This is a genomic window from Rodentibacter sp. JRC1 (assembly GCF_020521555.1).
In the GTDB taxonomy this organism is placed as follows: domain Bacteria; phylum Pseudomonadota; class Gammaproteobacteria; order Enterobacterales; family Pasteurellaceae; genus Rodentibacter; species Rodentibacter abscessus.
In genome coordinates this window covers 1,693,737-1,710,988 of sequence record NZ_BPWA01000001.1, presented here as the reverse complement: position 1 = coordinate 1,710,988, position 17,252 = coordinate 1,693,737, and the positions used below count along the sequence as shown (strand labels likewise).

Here is a 17,252-nt window from a genome sequence, read left to right as displayed (position 1 = left end):
ATATGCCTTCTTAGAAAAGATAAACAACTTATCATCTCTCATGTTCTACGCTAAAATAACCCCATTTTTTGATCACAAGAGAACATTTATGACAAACAAAACATTAAGTGCGGTCATTTTGGCAGCAGGAAAAGGCACGCGTATGTATTCGGATTTACCGAAGGTATTGCATAAAATTGCAGGTAAACCTATGGTGAAACATGTCATTGATACGGTAAATTCACTGGGTGCGGAAAATGTACATTTAGTTTACGGGCATGGCGGTGAATTGATGCGTGAACACCTTGAAAATGAAAAGGTAAATTGGGTGTTGCAAACGGAACAATTGGGTACCGCTCACGCTGTGCAAAAAGCCTCACCTTTTTTTAAAGATGATGAAAATATCCTCGTGCTTTATGGAGATGTACCGCTTATTTCAAAAGAAACATTGGAAAAATTAATTGCAGCGAAACCTGAAAACGGCATTGCACTATTAACGGTTAATTTAGACAACCCTACGGGCTATGGGCGCATTATTCGTGAAAATGGTAATGTGGTGGCGATTGTTGAGCAAAAAGATGCCAACGAAGCACAATTAAAAATTCAAGAAGGGAACACCGGTGTAATGGTAGCGGATGGCGCCAGCTTTAAAAAATGGCTTGCCCGTGTTGGCAATAACAATGCGCAAGGTGAATATTATTTAACGGATTTAGTTGCATTGGCAAATCAAGACGGTTGCCAAGTCGTAGCGGTACAGGCGACTGAAATGATGGAAGTGGAAGGTGCAAACAACCGTTTACAACTCGCCGCACTTGAACGTTACTATCAACACAAACAAGCGGAACGTCTGTTGCTTGAAGGTGTAATGTTGCTTGATCCAAAACGTTTCGATTTAAGAGGAAAACTTGAACACGGCAAAGACGTTGAAATTGATATCAATGTCATTATTGAAGGTAATGTGCGTTTAGGCAATCGCGTAAAAATCGGTGCCGGTTGCGTGCTGAAAAATGTTGTGATCGGTGATGACGTGGAAGTGAAACCCTATTCAGTATTGGAAGATGCGATCATTGGTGAAAAAGCCGCTATCGGGCCTTTCTCACGTTTGCGTCCCGGTACGGAACTTGCAGCCGAAACCCACGTAGGTAACTTTGTTGAAATCAAAAAATCCGTTGTCGGCAAAGGTTCTAAAGTGAATCACTTAACCTATGTAGGAGACAGTGAAATCGGTGCAAATTGTAATATCGGCGCAGGGGTCATTACCTGTAACTATGATGGTGCAAACAAATTCAAAACGACAATTGGGGATAATGTATTTGTCGGATCGGATACTCAGCTTGTCGCTCCGGTTACTGTTGAAGACGGCGCAACCATCGGTGCCGGTTCAACGATTACACGCAATGTAGGTAAAGATGAGCTGGTGATTACACGTGTGCCGCAACGCCACATTCAGGGCTGGCAACGTCCGGTTAAGAAAAAGTAAATACGCTATAAAAAGACAAAAGACGACTCACTTTTGTGAGCGAACTGAAGTGCGGTTAAAAATAACCGCACTTTTTTGTTAAATTTTTTGCACTTGATCACACTTTTTAATTTTACTCATTGCAAGTTTGTAACATTCCTTTAACATTGGTTTATTTGGTTGATTTATAAAAATGTGGGGGAACTTTATGAACACAACATCTTCAGGTAAAAGCCATAAAAACGGCATCATATTCCTTGCCGATATCGTGTTATTTTTTATTTTGTTAAAATTCTTGCCTTTCGCACCTAAGGAAAATGCAGGCCTTGCCCTATTAGGCTTTATCGCAGTGCTTTGGTTAAGCGAAGCATTACACGTTACGATTACGGCGTTACTTGTGCCATTATTGGCTATTTCATTAAATTTAGTCACAACCAAGCAAGCACTTGCCACATTTTCCGACCCAACGATTTTCCTCTTTTTTGGCGGCTTTGCGTTAGCCACAGCACTACATATGCAAAAGCTCGATAAAATGATCGCCAATAAAATTATGGCGCTTGCCAAAGGAAATCTTTTAATTGCCGTCATCTATCTGTTTTTAATTACCGCCTTCCTTTCTATGTGGATGAGTAATACCGCAACCGCAGCTATGATGTTGCCGCTCGCCATGGGAATTTTAAGTCAGATGGATCGCGAGAAAGAACACAACACTTATGTTTTCGTATTATTAGGCATTGCTTATAGTGCCAGCATAGGCGGTATGGGAACCTTAGTCGGCAGTCCGCCGAATGCGATCGTAGCCAGTAACCTACACCTCACTTTCTCTGATTGGTTATGGTATGGCTTACCGATTATGATCATTTTATTACCTTTAATGATCGGCACGCTCTGGATTGTTTTCAAGCCGAAACTCAATGTCCATTTTGAACAATCCTTCGAAAAAATAGAAATGAACTCTCAACGGATTCTCACACTTATCATCTTCATTTTTATCGCATTTTGTTGGGTATTTAGCTCAAAAATCAATCCGTTTTTTAGCGGGCTATTGGGACTGCAAAAAAATATTGCCAGTTTCGACAGCATTGTCGCCTTATTTGCCGCCATCATCATTTGTGCAACCGGTGTCGCAACCTGGAAACAAATTCAAGAAAATACCGATTGGGGCGTATTGATGCTATTTGGCGGCGGTTTAACGTTAAGTGCCGTACTAAAAGATTCCGGAGCGAGTAAAATTCTTGCCGATGGTATCGTCTTCCTCGTACAAGGTCAGCACTACTACTTAATCGGGTTATTAGTTGCCGCCTTTATTATTTTCTTAACCGAATTTACCTCCAATACCGCCAGTGCGGCATTACTTGTACCGATTTTCATCTCTATTGCGCAATCTTTAGGCATTCCGGAAATCGGTCTTGCCTTGATTATCGGATTAGGGGCGTCTTGTGCATTTATGCTACCGGTGGCAACCCCACCGAACGCCATCGTATTCGGTAGCGGTGAGGTAAAACAAAGTGAGATGGTGAAAGCCGGTGTTGTTTTAAATATTGTTTGTGTATTTGTCATCGCAACGTTCGGATACCTATTCTGGCTTAACTAAACGGAGCAAACAGTTAAAAAAGCGACCGCACTTTTGATTTACAGCTCAAAATTTTATCGCAAACGTTTGCTCAAACTGATACAATCCGCGCTGATTTTATTTAACTGACACAGGGATACATTGTGAGCAAACAATCATTAAGTTATAAAGATGCCGGTGTAGATATCAATGCCGGCAACGAACTTGTCGAACGAATCAAACCGCATGTAAAACGCACTACCCGTCCGGAAGTCATTGGCGGGTTAGGGGGATTCGGGGCATTGTGCGCCATTCCAAGTAAATATAAAGAACCGATCTTAGTTTCCGGCACAGATGGCGTAGGGACAAAATTACGCTTGGCGATTGATTTGAAAAAACACGATACCATTGGTATAGATTTAGTTGCGATGTGTGTGAATGATCTAGTGGTACAAGGTGCCGAGCCGCTGTTTTTCTTAGATTATTACGCCACCGGAAAATTGGAAGTGGATGTCGCTTCTGATGTGGTCAAAGGCATTGCGGAAGGTTGTGTACAATCAGGCTGTGCGCTTGTGGGCGGTGAAACGGCTGAAATGCCGGGTATGTACCACGAAGGCGATTACGATTTAGCCGGTTTCTGTGTCGGTGTGGTTGAAAAATCTGAAATTATTGATGGTAGCCAAGTGCGTAACGGCGACGCTTTAATTGCTTTAGGCTCAAGCGGTCCGCATTCAAACGGTTATTCTTTAATTCGTAAAGTGATTGAAGTTTCCGGTGTCAATCCGGCAACAGAACAATTAGCAGGTCAATCATTAAGCGAACAAGTCCTTGCCCCGACTAAAATTTATGTAAAATCTATTTTATCTCTCATAAAACAAACCGATGTTCACGCTATTGCACATCTCACCGGAGGCGGCTTTTGGGAAAATATTCCACGGGTATTACCGAAAAACACTAAAGCTGTCATTGATGAGAAAAGTTGGGAATGGCAACCCATTTTTAAATGGTTACAAGAACAAGGAAATATTTCCACTTACGAAATGTACCGCACTTTCAACTGTGGCGTAGGTATGGTAATAGCATTGCCACAAGATCAAGTGGAAACCGCACTGGCGATTTTAAAACAAGCGGGTGAGAATGCGTGGCTTATCGGACACATTGAGTCCGCCACGGATAACGAAGAACAAGTCGTCATTCAATAATCTCTTCAATATAGGCGAATGAAAATTCGCCTTTCTTTTTTCTCTTTTAGGATTGTTATGAAAAAAATTGCTGTTTTAATTTCAGGGCAAGGAACAAATCTTCAAGCCATTATTGATGCTTGTGAAAAAAGCTTCATACCGGCTAAAATCGCTTGTGTTGTCAGTAACAAAGCCGAGGCATTTGGATTGGAACGGGCAAAAAGTGCGGTCATTCCTACACAAGTTTTTTTGCGCCAACATTTCGTCGACAATAAGGAAATGGATAATGCCATCGGTGATTATTTACAAGCAATGGGCATAGACTTAATTGTACTTGCCGGTTATATGAAAATTTTAACACCAGCCTTTACTCAACGTTTCCCTGGAAAAATACTAAATATTCACCCTTCCCTACTGCCTAAATATGCAGGCTTACATACTTATCAACGGGCATTAGACGCCGGTGATACAGAGCACGGCACGACTGTGCATTTTGTGAATGAAGAGGTGGATAGCGGTGCAATAATATTACAAGCCAAAGTGCCGATTTTTCCCGATGACAATGTAGAAGACATTGAATTACGAACAAGAGAGCAAGAATATGCCATTTATCCGATGGTGATTAAATGGTTTATTGAAGATCGTCTACATCTAAAAGACGGCATAGCCTATTTAGATGGAAAACCGCTACCAAAGCAAGGCTATGCCAACGAATAATAAAGCACAAAAGAAAAGCGATGAAACCATTCATCGCTTTTTATTAAATAGAGGACAAATTATTTTATTAGAAACGATACGCTAAACCGGTGAAGAATACAAACGGATCAAGTTTAAGTTTCACTTCATGTTCATAACCGGCAGTGACAGCTGGAACTTTAAATTTAGCAGTAGTTTTAATGCGGGTGTACCACATTGCTGTATTCAAATATAAATTATCAGTTAATTTAATATCAATACCCGCATTTACAACAGGTGCGAAAGAATGTTTTTTCACGTTAACATCAGTAATTAACGGATTAGTTGATTTTGCATTAAAGAAACGCGTATAGTTTAAACCCACACCAAGGTATGGGCGAGAACCTGCATCTTTATCTAAGAAATAATATTGTAAATATAAGCTTGGTGGTAATTGTTTTACTTTCACCACATTACCTAAATTATCACCGACAGCTCCATTTGTTAAACCGCTTAATCCCGGAACATTCGCTTTTACCTTGTGTGAGAATGGCGTTGCGCCTAATAACTCTAAACCAATATTGTCGGTAAACATATACGTACCGGTCAAACCTAACTGTGCATTATCACTCACTTCTAAATTAACCGGCACATTAGTTTTAGTTGTAGATTCAGAATTTGCTGATACAAACACACCACCGGCACGTAAAATAAAATCACCTGCTTGATGTGCGCTTGCTACGCCACTAAATAATGCGGCAGTTAAACCTAATGCAAGTGCTGTTTTTTTCATATTGAACTCCTTAAGTATTATTTTGATTGGATAACCATAAAAAGTTTATGGCTATCTACGCCGTGAAATATACTTCATTTTGAGTAGTCTTTCTGTGATCTACTTCAAATTTTTATAAATTAATAAAATTTATTGCATAAAATAACCGCACTTTTATTGAAAAAATGAAATTTAAAAATTTTGAGCCATATCAAAAAACCGGATTTTTAGCTAAGATAAATGCCGTGGTAACATAAACAAGGTATAATCACGCTATTTTTAATAAAGAGAAAACGGAATGAATATTAACTTTACTCAGATTTTACAAGATAGTTGGAATTTTTTTCGTAACCAGCAGAAAACAATGCTTCGATTTGTATCGATTTTATTTATGGTACAAGTGGCAAGTGTATTATTAAGCCCTCCTCTCATTTCTCAAAAAGAGCTGACTACCGGCAGTGCTTTACCCGATCTCACAAAACTTGATGTAACGGCTTTCTTGCTGTCATTTTCTATCACGCAGTTAGCGACAACTTTTATCGGCGCATGGGGAATAACAACTATCCACCAAATCAGCCGACAAAATTACCGCACTTTAGGGCAAAGCTTTAACGCAACATTGCCACGTTTTATCGGCGTGGTGATTTTAGAACTGGCTGCTATCACCCCGTTATTACTCGGCTTACTTGAAATAACCGCCGCCGTTGCTACACAAACCTCACCATCGATTATTTCTCTCTTTGCCGTTATTTTCGGAGTTTATTTTTTCGTTCGTTTAAATTTATCGGCGACACATTATTTAACGACACAAGCAGGAATCGGGCAAAGCCTGAAAACAATTTGGTTACAGGGAGTGAATAAAAAAAGTGCATTATTTGTCTATGCGTTACTCATATACGTTGTCGTTCCGATTTTGATATTTCAAATTGTCTCCATTTCTAACAACATCATCTTTGCAGTTATAGCAAGTATCCTTGCGGCTTTGATAAATATTTTCGTATTGGTCATCACATACCGCTTTTACAGTTTATTTATGCAGGAGCAATAAATGAAACAATTACTTGAATTTATTCCACTGATTCTTTTTTTTATCACTTATAAATTGGGAGGGGTACGTGATGCCGCTATCGTTTTAGTGGTTGCCACAATGGTACAAATGGCTGTCTTAAAATGGAAATACGGCACGATTGAAAAACAACAAAAAATAATGGCAAGTGCGGTCGTTTTTTTTGGACTTTTAACCGCATATTTCAACGAATTGCGTTATCTCCAATGGAAAGTAACGATTGTTAACGCTCTCTTTGCCATTGTGTTACTCATTGCACAATTTCAATTTAAAACACCACTTGTAAAAAAATTACTCGGCAAAGAAATAACATTACCCGAAAAAGCTTGGAATACCCTCAATCTCGGCTGGGCGATTTTCTTCATTATTTGTATGTTGGTGAATATTTATATTAGCCGCAATATGTCGGAAGAAGCTTGGGTGGATTTTAAATCCTTCGGTTTAATCGGTATGACGGTTATCGCAACCATTCTTTCCGGTGCTTACATTTACAAATTTTTACCAAAAGATGAACAAAATGATCACAAAGATGGAGAACAATAATGTCCTCAAATTTTATTGATAAAGACGGTCGCCAATCAAAAGGCACATTATTACTACGCACCCTTGCCATGCCCTCTGACACCAATGCAAATGGTGATATTTTTGGTGGCTGGATTATGTCGCAAATGGATATGGGCGGTGCGATTTTAGCCAAAGAAATTGCGCACGGTCGTGTGGTTACCGTTGCCGTGGATAGTATGAACTTCATCAAACCCATCTCTGTCGGCGATGTGGTATGCTGTTACGGACAATGCTTAAAAGTCGGTCGTTCTTCCATTCAAATTAAAGTGGAAGTATGGGTGAAAAAAGTCTCCAGTGAACCTATCGGTGAACGTTATTGCGTAACCGATGCCGTATTCACCTTTGTTGCGGTAGATGGCAACGGAAAATCACGGGCTATCCCTCGAGACGGCAATCACGAATTAGAAAAAGCCTTGGCTTCCATTGAAGAATACCAATCCCAACACTAAAAGGAGAAAACAATGTATTACGTCATTTTTGCTCAAGATATTCCCGGCACACTTGAAAAACGTCTTGCCGTACGTGAACAACATCTTGCACGCCTAAAACAGTTACAGGCGGAAGATCGCCTGCTCACCGCAGGGCCAAATCCCGCCATTGATGATGAAAACCCCGGTGAGGCAGGATTTAGCGGTTCTACCGTTATCGCAAAATTTGATAACTTACTTGCCGCAAAAGATTGGGCAGCCCAAGATCCTTATGTCGAAGCCGGTGTATACGGCGAGGTGATTGTAAAACCCTTTAAAAAAGTATTTTAACGAAACTAATCTATTAAAAAGCGAATCTAAGGATTCGCTTTTTTGCTAATCCCATTTTATGATTTTAATCGCTTCACTAAGCTATGACCGAAAGTATATGAAAAAACACTCACTCATTTCTCTTGTTATTTTAACCGCACTTTCTCAATCAATTATGGCAAATACACATAAAACAAAAGCGGAAAGTGTGCCGAAAGTCAATCTCGCCGAAGAACAAACCAAATGGCTCCAAAACCAACAATCTGTCGCATTAAAACGCTCGGAGCAACGTGCGACTTTTTTACAGTTAGAAAATTTATTAAAAAGTGCGGTAAAAAATCATCGAGTTTTTGAAAACAAACCGCTTTTTCAACAACTTATTCAATCGCTAAAAGGTTATCCATTACAAAAAGAGGCGCAAATTGCTTATTTTGATAGCCAAATCAAATTGATTACACCAACTTCTTCCCCTGAAGAGGTCATTGCATTAAAAGATGAAATTGAAGGTTACCTTCGCCGATATCCTCAGCACTTTCTTCGTTCACGTTTAAAGCAAAGCCTACTGACTTTACTCAATAACAGTAATTCGCCGGAACTGGTAAATTATACGAAAAAAATCAAACCGCAAACCTTAGCAATGCAAATCGCTGCGCTAAACTTAGAATATCAGAGAGATAAAGCGGCTAAATCAAATACTAATCCCGATATTTTGTTACGTTTTGAAACCCTTTGGTTAAACAACGGCGAACTCACCAACAACAGCCCGCTTTGGGAACTATGGCTTGCAAATGGCGGCAGAAGCACGGATAAGATTTATCAAAAGGCGGAAAAGCTGTTTCTAAAAAATGATATAAAAGGCTTAGAGTTACTCACAAAAGAATTAGATAGCGAAAAAGAAAATGCAGCCGTTTTAACCGACTTACAAAATGATATCGATTTACTAAAAAAGCCTGCCGGTTTAAAAATGCTTGCAGAGAAAACGCCGATTCTTGAAAACGGCAACATTCGTAATCAATTTGCCGTTATACAAACCTTCGCCCGCTATTTACGCACTATTCCTGAAAATATCAACGAACCAAATTTTTCAACTTATGAACAGTGGGCGAAAAATTGGCAGCTCAATGAAACTCAACTGCGTGATTGGAAAATCGCCTTTATCGGTCGTTTTTTTGATAACGAAAACCAAAATTTTCAACAATGGCGTGATAAAGAAATTCTGAAATTAAAGGCAGATAATCTGACCGAACGCCGTTTGCGTATGGCAATTTGGCAAAAAACCGATCTTATGTCTTGGTTAAATGCGCTTTCCGAGAAGGGAAAAGAAAAACAAGAATGGCGCTACTGGCTGGCAAAAACCGACAAACGGAAAACACAAGAAATATTGACCGCACTTTCTAAAGAACGCGGTTTCTATCCGATGTTGGCAAAAGCGATGTTAAACCCGAAAAATCGTGGTGCGAATTATCGTTTCGAGCAAAAACAATCGATGAAAAAAATGAAAGATAAGTTGGCAAAACACCAAGAGGCTTTAGCCGAAATTGAGGAGCTACGTCAATTAAATCGCTTAGGTGCGGCAAAACAACGCTGGCATTTCTTGTTAGAAAATCTTTCGGGTGAATCAAAACAAGCCGAACAAATCGCCTTAAGCGATTATGCCAATCAACAGGGTTGGTTTGATTTAGGGGTTGCCGGCTCAATTATTGCAAAGGCTTGGGATCACCTCAGTTTACGTTTACCCAATGCCTATCAAGACTATTTTGATATTGCCTTAAACACGGAACGACATTATCGAAACGCCACACTAAAAAAAGGCTCTCATATTAGCAAAACCTTTGCCATGGCGATTGCCCGTCAAGAAAGTGCGTTTAACCCGATGGCGCAATCTTCTGCCAATGCGCGCGGTTTAATGCAACTTTTGCCAAGCACCGCGCAATTAACGGCGGATAACAATCAACTGCCATACCAAAGCGAGAATGATTTATTCAAACCACTGAATAACATTTTGCTTGGAACGGCACATTTAACAGAGTTAAACATTAAATATCCTAATAATCGTATTCTTATTGCCGCCGCTTACAATGCAGGGGCAAGCCGTGTAGAAAAATGGTTAGCACGAGCCAATGGTAAACTGACAATGGACGAATTTATCGCCTCCATTCCATTTTTTGAAACACGAGGCTATGTGCAAAATGTACTGGCATACGACTTTTATTATCAAATTTTACAACATCAAGAAAACCCACAAACCTTTAGTCAAGAAGAATTTGATCGGTTATACTAAGCGCACTAGTTTAATAGTATAGGATACTCATTATGTATATCAGCCGAAATTTAGATCAGTGGAATGCTTTCCTTACAATGCTGCAAACCGCGTTCAAACAAGGAAAAGCCCAAGAGCTTTTAACTTTACTTCTCACACCTGACGAACGCGATGCCGTGGGACTACGTTTACAAATTGTCTCTCAATTATTAGACAAAAATTTATCCCAACGTGAAATTCAGCAAAATCTGAATACCAGTGCGGCAACCATCACCCGCGGTTCTAATATGATTAAAACAATGGATCCCGATTTTATAGAATGGGTAAAACAACATCTTGATAATATTGAAAAAAACTAAGCGAATATTGACCGCACTTTTACAATTACTCAATCCCAAATGGTGGAAGAAAAATTGGCAACGCATAGCAATTCGGTTTTTCTTCGCCATTTTTGCTTTTGTGTTGATTTTTCGCTTTGTTCCTATTCCCTTTTCAGCCTATATGGCACAACAACAAATCAGCCACTGGCTACAAGGTGATTTCCGTTATCACGCAAAATCAAGTTGGCGTGGAATTGAAAATATTTCACCTTATATGCAGCTCGCCGTCATTGCAGCCGAAGATCAAAAATTTTCTCAACATCACGGATTTGATCTGAAAGCCATTCAAAAAGCCTTTAAATATAACGAAAAATCAAAACGCCAAATTCGGGGCGGTTCAACTATCTCACAACAAACCGCTAAAAATTTGATGCTTTGGCACGGGCAAAGCTGGTTACGTAAAGGCTTGGAAGTACCCGCAACAATATTATTAGAGCTTGGTTGGTCAAAAAAACGAATTTTAGAAGTGTACCTAAATATTGCAGAATTCGGTGACGGAATTTTTGGTGTGGAAGCGGCAAGCCGTTTTTATTTTAAAAAATCGGCAAAACACTTAACCCAAAGAGAAGCGGCATTGCTAGCCGCTGTGTTACCTAATCCGATTATCTACAAAGTAAATAAACCGAGCGTTTTAATTCGTAAAAAACAGCAATGGATTATGCGACAGATGAATCAGTTGGGAACGGGTTATTTAAAAAGATTGGATTAGATAGAAAAAGTGCGGTTATTTTCACCGCACTTTTTTGTTTTAATTAAAAACTATTTTGCATTCGCACGTTTTACCATTACGAAAGATAAGCTGAATGCAATGATAAAGGAAATCGCCATTCCTACACTATACATCGCCAAACTATCAGGTTTGATTGATGGTATGCCAAGGAAGCCTGCCGCTCCCAATGCGATGGCTTTTACATTAAAGAAAGCAATAAAGGCACTTGCCAAACCTGAACCGATCATTGCGGCAAAGAAAGCCTGACGATAGCGTAAGTTCACACCGAACATTGCCGGTTCGGTAATACCCAATAATGCGGAAATACCGGAAGGCACGGCTAAACCGCGAACTTTCGGATCTTTCAATGCAAGCGCCACACCTAAACAGGCGGCACCCTGAGCAATATTAGACATTGCAGCGATAGGGAAAATAAAAGTACCGCCGGTACGGGCTACATCCGCTAACAATTGCGTTTCCACCGCAATAAAGGTTTGGTGCATACCGGTAATTACGATTGGCGCATAAAAAGTACCGAAAATCGCACCACCGACAAAACCAAGAGTATCATAGAGCCAAGTTAAACCTGCTGAAATCAAAGAACCGGCTTCGCGACCGAACGGACCAATCACGGTAAATGCCAAACAACCGGCAATAAACAATGAGAATAACGGTGTGATAAGGTTATCCAAATAAGACGGCACGAATTTACGGAATGTTTTTTCCAATGTAGCAAGTACCCAAGCAGAAATAATAGTTGGGATCACCGTGCCTTGGTAGCCGACTTTCTCGATTTCAAAACCAAAGATATTCCAATATTTGATGTTGCCTTCCATTAAGGTTTTCGCATAGTTCCAACCATCTGCCAAGGCAGGATGAACCAAAAGCATCCCTAGTGCCGCACCTAAGAACGGGTTACCGCCAAATTTACGGGTGGCGGAAAAACCAAGCAATACCGGCAAAAATACAAACGGCGCATTCGCAATTGTATTAATGAAGTCCACCAAATCGGAAACTTCAGGGTATTTCGTCACCACAGAATGACCTTCCCAGAAAAAGCCGATGGAGGTTAACATTGAATGAATCCCCATCAACAAACCGCCTGCTACAATCGCCGGAATGATAGGGACGAAAATATCCGCTAATCCTTTCACCAAACGTTGTAATAAGCCTTGGTTACCGGCAGCCGCTTCGGCAATTTCCGCTTTACTCACATCACCAATGCCGAGTTGCTTAGTAAGTTCTTCGTGAACTTTATTCACAGTACCCGAACCAAAAATAATTTGATATTGACCGGCAACAGAAAATTGACCTTTAACGCCGTCAATATTGTCAATACCTTCTTTGTCAACTTTACTTTCATCATTCAAGACGATGCGTAAACGTGTTGCGCAATGTGCTGCGGTGGCAATATTACTTTTGCCACCTAGCTTTTCTATCACTTGTTCAGCGATTTTGGGAAAGTTCATAATATTCTCCTAAAAATGAGTTAAAAAATAAAACCGTCGAATTGTAACTAAATTGATGAATAATAACCAGTTTCTATAGCAAACTTGGAGTAAAAAAGTATTGAATGGACTTCACAAGTAACTCAATCCCTCCCCCATAAAGCGATTTATTAAAATTATCAAGAACAATATGTCTGTCAAAACCTACCTAGGAGTTAATAACGTACTATTCGAATAACTAAATAAATTTAGCCATAAAAAAAGCTGCCCCATTTATCGGTAGTTAACCAACTTTTGGGGCAGTTTTTTTACAGGTTTTTATTTATGTATAAAGACTTAATATCTTTATAAAATGAGAATAACACCTACAGTTATTCTTTCAATTTTAGCCACTTACTACTCAATGTGCCGGCTGTCATTGCACCGTTTACATTTAATGCAGTACGTCCCATATCAATTAGCGGTTCGATAGAAATCAATAATCCCACTAATTCCAAAGGCAAACCTAAAGTAGAAAGAACAACGATTGCGGCAAATGTCGCACCACCGCCCACTCCGGCGATGCCAAAGGAAGAAATCGCAACCACTAAAACAAGCGTGGCGATATAACTTACGCTGAAAGGATCAATCCCCACGGTTGGGGCAACCATGACTGCCAACATTGCAGGATAAATCCCTGCGCAACCATTTTGCCCGATTGTCGCACCGAATGTTGCAGAGAAATTTGCAATAGCCGAATTATTACCGAGTTTATTCGTCTGTGTTTCTATATTAAGCGGAATAGTAGCTGCGCTTGAACGGGAACTGAATGCAAACGCCAATGTCGGCATAACTTTTTTGAAGTATTGAATCGGGTTGATACCGGATAAAAAAAGCAACACGCCATGTACAACAAACATTAGGAAAATCGCAATATAAGAAGCAACAATAAAGCTACCCAAATTTAAAATATCCGCCCATTTGGATGTTGCGCCGACTTTAATCATTAATGCGAATACGCCATAAGGTGTTAAACGAATAACAAAACGCACCAAACGTGCGACTAATTTATTTAAAGTTTCTACGCCTTGTGCAATGCGATCACCTAATTCTTGATTTTCTTTGCGTAAACTCAATGTCGCCACACCTAAGAATGCAGAGAAAATAACAACACTAATAATCGAAGTCGGATTTGCCCCTGTCAATTCGGCAAAAGGATTTTTCGGAATGAAAGAAAGCAACATGGTAGGGACACTTAATCCGTTAATTTGATCCGCACGACCTAATACTTTCGTTTGCGCTGCTAATTCACGTTCCCCCGCTACTAATCCTTCAGCCGTTAAACCAAACACTTGCACCATAATAATGCCGATAAAGGCAGCAATTGCGGTGGTAACAAGCAATACCGAAAGCACGCTAAAGCTAATTTTTCCTAAAGAACGCGCCTCATTTAAACGGGTAATTGCCGACAGAATGGAGACAAAAACCAGAGGCATTACAATCATTTGTAATAAACGAACATAACCACCGCCCACAAGATTGATCCAGTCTAATGTGCTTTTTACGCTCTCTCCATTGCCGATATTTTGTAACAACGCACCTGACCCCAAACCAAGCACCAAGCCGATAAATACTGTTTGCCCTAGTTTTTGGGTCTTTTTATAAAGATGACCGAGCAGGACCAGAATAAGTGCAAAAATGGCAAGTACAAGAAATAGCATATTTATTTCCTTCATAAAACAATCGGATAGTGGTATTAGATAGGCTTCCAAATCAAAAATCTAATTATTTTTTGTTATAGCTTATAATCTAAGGATATATAAACTTAAACCACCGACACGGCTTTAATTTGTACGTAAACATTCATTCCCACCGCAAAACGCAGTTCATTTTGCGCCCATTTACTAATACTCGCCCACATTTTATGTCCTTCCACCAACACGGCGACATCCACCCGTTTATCAAGCACTTCGATCTGCACGATTTGCCCGCATAAAATATTTCGAATACTGGTTTGTTCCGGCTTTTGTAAGGCGATAGACACGTCCGAACTATAAATGCACACACGTACAAGTTTCCCCACCTCCTCCTGAACTTGATTAATCCACAGCGTTTGATAACCCAAAGAAAGTGCGGTCATTTTATAAGGCGGATTATGTAAATAAACGGGTAACGCCAGCACACTACTCTGTCCACTTTCGCTTTTCCACGGAGCAAAAACCGGACTGTTCCAAATTCTTTCTAGCGTATCATAGGCCTTAACAACGCCGTCCTCCATTAACACGACACGATCCGCTAGACAGAGAAGCTCATCTAAACTGTGGCTAACATATAAAATAGGCACATTAATTTCGTTGGAAAGGCATTCAAGATATTCCATTAATTCCCGTTTCCGCGGTACATCTAACGCAGAAAGCGGTTCATCCATAAGTAAAATATCCGGATCGGCAAGCAAAGCCCTTCCGATAGCAACACGTTGTTTTTCCCCGCCCGATAGCGTAAGCGGATAACGTTTTAACAAATGCCGAATACCCAATAATTCCACAATATAATCAAAATCCGCTTTCGCAATATTCCTCGCACCATAGCGTAGATTCCCCTTCACCGTGTAATGAGGAAACAAACGCGCATCTTGGAATACATAGCCGATTCTTCGCTGATGAGTGGGGATATTTTCTTGGTTATCAATATCTACCAAAGTGCGGTCATTTAAACGAATAAATCCTTCATCCGGTAGCATTAAGCCACTCACCAAATTAATTAATGAGGTTTTGCCTGAACCCGATAAACCGAAAATCGCCGTGACACCTTGAGCCGGAATTTGCAAATTCGTTTGTAACGTAAATTGCGCTAATTGTTTTTTCACATTAATTTGCAACATTAGCTTCCCCCAATTTTTTCTGCATTCGCTTACCAAGCCATTCGGAAGCAAGTAAAGAAATCAATGAAAGAATAATCGCAAAGAGACATAAACGCATCGTTTGCTCTTCTGCCCCCGGTGTTTGAATAAAAGAATACATTGCAAGAGGAATCGTCTGTGTTTCTCCGGCAATATTCGAAACAAAGGTAATGGTTGCACCAAATTCGCCCAAAGAGCGGGCAAAACCAAGCACTAAGCCGGCTAACACGCCCGGCAATGAAAGGGGTAAAGTAATGGTGAAAAATACACGCCAAGCAGATGCTCCTAGGGTTTGTGCAGCTTGTTCCAACTTAATATCGATACTTTCCAAAGAAAGGCGAATTGCCCGAACAACCAAAGGAAACGCCACAACCGCAGAAGCCAGAGCCGCCCCTTTCCAGCTAAATCCGAAAGACACGCCGAACCATTGATACAAATATTTGCCGATAACTCCATTTCGCCCCATAGCAACCAACAATAAATAACCGATGACCACCGGAGGAAGCACCAAAGGTAAATGGATAATACCTGTGATAAATGATTTACCGTAAAAATTCTTGCGTGCCAATAACCATGCAATCAAAATCGCAAAAGGCAAGCTCCAAAGCATTGCGTTGAATGCCACACTTAAACTCAAGCGAATGGCATCGATTTCTAATGAGCTTAGATTAAAAAAAGAAAGAAGTTGAGTGAACAAACGAAATCCTTATTTTGGCTTGGAGAAACGAACTACTCACTAAATATAAAAAAGGACTGTTTCCAGCCCTTACCTCACAAACTTATCCCAAATTATTTCACAGAGAAACCATAGCTCTCAAGCACTTTTTTTGCCGCATCCGATTCAAGATATTTCAAAAAATCACGCGAATCCGCATTATTGCGATCTTTTAAAATCGCTATCGGATACTCTACCGGTTTATGGCTATCTGTCGGAAATATTCCCACGATTTTCACATTTTTACTCACTTTTGCATCAGTGCTATACACAATGCCATAAGGTACTTCCGCTCGCTCAACCAATGCCAGTGCGCCTCGCACATCTTTTGCTCGGGCTAAACGGGCTTTCACTTTATCCCACAGATTTAATTTGGTTAATGATTCTTCCGCATATTGCCCTGCCGGTACGTGTGCCGGATCACCTACGGATAAATAACTGTCTTTTAATGCTTCAGTCCATTCCCCTTTGGAAACATCAACAAAATCGACCGCACTTTTTATCGGCGCAATTAATACCAACTCATTGCCGGCCAATACTTTTTCGGTTTCTTTCAGCGTTAGTTTTTTCTCAGAGAGATATTTCATCCATTTATTACTTGCCGAAACAAAAATATCGGCCGGTGCCCCTTCTTCCACTTGTTTTGCCAAAGTTGAAGAAGAAGCAAAAGAAAACACCACATCATTTTTAGGATTTTGTTTTGCATAATCTGCGGCAACTTGTTGCAATGCATCAGTCATAGAGACCGCTGCAAATACGGTAACTTTTGCATAAGCCCCTGTGGAAAATCCCAATCCTACCGACAGAAGCAAAGAGGAAAGTGCGGTTGAAATAACGGTTGTTTTTTTCATAAATCATCTCCACATCGAACATTATC

General features: G+C 40.2%; 17 protein-coding genes. 11 read left to right on the top strand and 6 right to left on the bottom strand.

Translation table 11 applies throughout. The features are described from left to right. Positions 1-88: 88 nt before the first annotated feature. The 4 genes from glmU (at position 89) to purN (ending at position 4,888) form a co-directional block, all read left to right on the top strand. A complete protein-coding gene (gene glmU, locus HEMROJRC1_RS07850) occupies positions 89-1,459 on the top strand; it encodes a bifunctional UDP-N-acetylglucosamine diphosphorylase/glucosamine-1-phosphate N-acetyltransferase GlmU (RefSeq protein ID WP_226692394.1) in 1,371 nt (456 codons plus the stop codon). Positions 1,460-1,646: 187 nt separating this feature from the next. Further along, a complete protein-coding gene (locus HEMROJRC1_RS07845) occupies positions 1,647-3,032 on the top strand; it encodes a DASS family sodium-coupled anion symporter (RefSeq protein ID WP_226692393.1) in 1,386 nt (461 codons plus the stop codon). A gap of 122 nt (positions 3,033-3,154) precedes the next feature. After that, on the top strand, positions 3,155-4,192 hold the full coding sequence (gene purM, locus HEMROJRC1_RS07840) for a phosphoribosylformylglycinamidine cyclo-ligase (protein WP_226692392.1): 1,038 nt from the start codon (positions 3,155-3,157) through the stop codon (positions 4,190-4,192). A gap of 57 nt (positions 4,193-4,249) precedes the next feature. Further along, positions 4,250-4,888: a phosphoribosylglycinamide formyltransferase gene (gene purN, locus HEMROJRC1_RS07835; RefSeq protein WP_226692391.1), complete on the top strand. Its 639-nt coding sequence runs from the start codon at positions 4,250-4,252 to the stop codon at positions 4,886-4,888. Between the two features lie 67 nt (positions 4,889-4,955). Here purN and HEMROJRC1_RS07830 read toward each other — a convergent pair whose 3' ends face one another. Then, positions 4,956-5,639 carry an OmpW family protein gene (locus tag HEMROJRC1_RS07830; protein ID WP_226692390.1) on the bottom strand — a complete coding sequence of 228 codons (684 nt, stop codon included), beginning with the start codon at positions 5,637-5,639 and terminating at the stop codon, positions 4,956-4,958. Positions 5,640-5,916: 277 nt separating this feature from the next. Here HEMROJRC1_RS07830 and HEMROJRC1_RS07825 point away from each other — a divergent pair, with 277 nt between their 5' ends. The 7 genes from HEMROJRC1_RS07825 to mtgA all read left to right on the top strand — a co-directional run bounded on the left by HEMROJRC1_RS07825 (position 5,917) and on the right by mtgA (position 11,334). Then, positions 5,917-6,666, top strand: coding sequence for a hypothetical protein (locus HEMROJRC1_RS07825; RefSeq protein ID WP_226692389.1), 750 nt, complete (start codon positions 5,917-5,919; stop codon positions 6,664-6,666). Then, positions 6,667-7,227 (top strand): septation protein A, encoded by a 561-nt coding sequence (locus HEMROJRC1_RS07820; protein ID WP_226692388.1) that lies wholly within the window; start codon positions 6,667-6,669, stop codon positions 7,225-7,227. Then, a complete protein-coding gene (yciA, locus tag HEMROJRC1_RS07815; protein WP_226692387.1) occupies positions 7,227-7,697 on the top strand; it encodes an acyl-CoA thioester hydrolase YciA in 471 nt (156 codons plus the stop codon). The genes HEMROJRC1_RS07820 and yciA overlap by 1 nt, the downstream gene beginning before the upstream one ends. Before the next feature lie 12 nt (positions 7,698-7,709). Continuing rightward, a complete protein-coding gene (locus tag HEMROJRC1_RS07810; RefSeq protein ID WP_226692386.1) occupies positions 7,710-8,006 on the top strand; it encodes a YciI family protein in 297 nt (98 codons plus the stop codon). Positions 8,007-8,103: 97 nt separating this feature from the next. Next, the gene (locus HEMROJRC1_RS07805; RefSeq protein WP_226692385.1) at positions 8,104-10,266 is read left to right on the top strand and encodes a transglycosylase SLT domain-containing protein; all 2,163 of its coding nucleotides are present in this window, start codon (positions 8,104-8,106) and stop codon (positions 10,264-10,266) included. 32 nt (positions 10,267-10,298) lie between these two features. Continuing rightward, positions 10,299-10,604 (top strand): trp operon repressor, encoded by a 306-nt coding sequence (trpR, locus tag HEMROJRC1_RS07800; RefSeq protein ID WP_226692384.1) that lies wholly within the window; start codon positions 10,299-10,301, stop codon positions 10,602-10,604. Next, positions 10,591-11,334 (top strand): monofunctional biosynthetic peptidoglycan transglycosylase, encoded by a 744-nt coding sequence (gene mtgA / locus HEMROJRC1_RS07795; RefSeq protein WP_226692383.1) that lies wholly within the window; start codon positions 10,591-10,593, stop codon positions 11,332-11,334. The genes trpR and mtgA overlap by 14 nt, the downstream gene beginning before the upstream one ends. A 50-nt stretch (positions 11,335-11,384) precedes the next feature. Here mtgA and HEMROJRC1_RS07790 read toward each other — a convergent pair whose 3' ends face one another. The 5 genes from HEMROJRC1_RS07790 to modA form a co-directional block, all read right to left on the bottom strand. Further along, entirely contained in the window at positions 11,385-12,803 is a 1,419-nt protein-coding gene (locus tag HEMROJRC1_RS07790) for a sucrose-specific PTS transporter subunit IIBC (protein ID WP_226692382.1), read from the bottom strand. A gap of 350 nt (positions 12,804-13,153) precedes the next feature. Further along, positions 13,154-14,482, bottom strand: a complete 1,329-nt coding sequence (locus HEMROJRC1_RS07785) for an L-cystine transporter (RefSeq protein ID WP_226692381.1) — start codon at positions 14,480-14,482, stop codon at positions 13,154-13,156. A 104-nt stretch (positions 14,483-14,586) separates the two neighbouring features. Further along, entirely contained in the window at positions 14,587-15,642 is a 1,056-nt protein-coding gene (gene modC, locus HEMROJRC1_RS07780) for a molybdenum ABC transporter ATP-binding protein ModC (protein ID WP_226692380.1), read from the bottom strand. After that, complete coding sequence (gene modB / locus HEMROJRC1_RS07775) at positions 15,629-16,357, bottom strand: molybdate ABC transporter permease subunit (protein WP_226692379.1); 729 nt, start codon at positions 16,355-16,357, stop codon at positions 15,629-15,631. The genes modC and modB overlap by 14 nt, the downstream gene beginning before the upstream one ends. Before the next feature lie 92 nt (positions 16,358-16,449). Continuing rightward, positions 16,450-17,226 carry a molybdate ABC transporter substrate-binding protein gene (gene modA, locus HEMROJRC1_RS07770; RefSeq protein WP_226692378.1) on the bottom strand — a complete coding sequence of 259 codons (777 nt, stop codon included), beginning with the start codon at positions 17,224-17,226 and terminating at the stop codon, positions 16,450-16,452. Between the last annotated feature and the right edge of the window lie 26 nt (positions 17,227-17,252).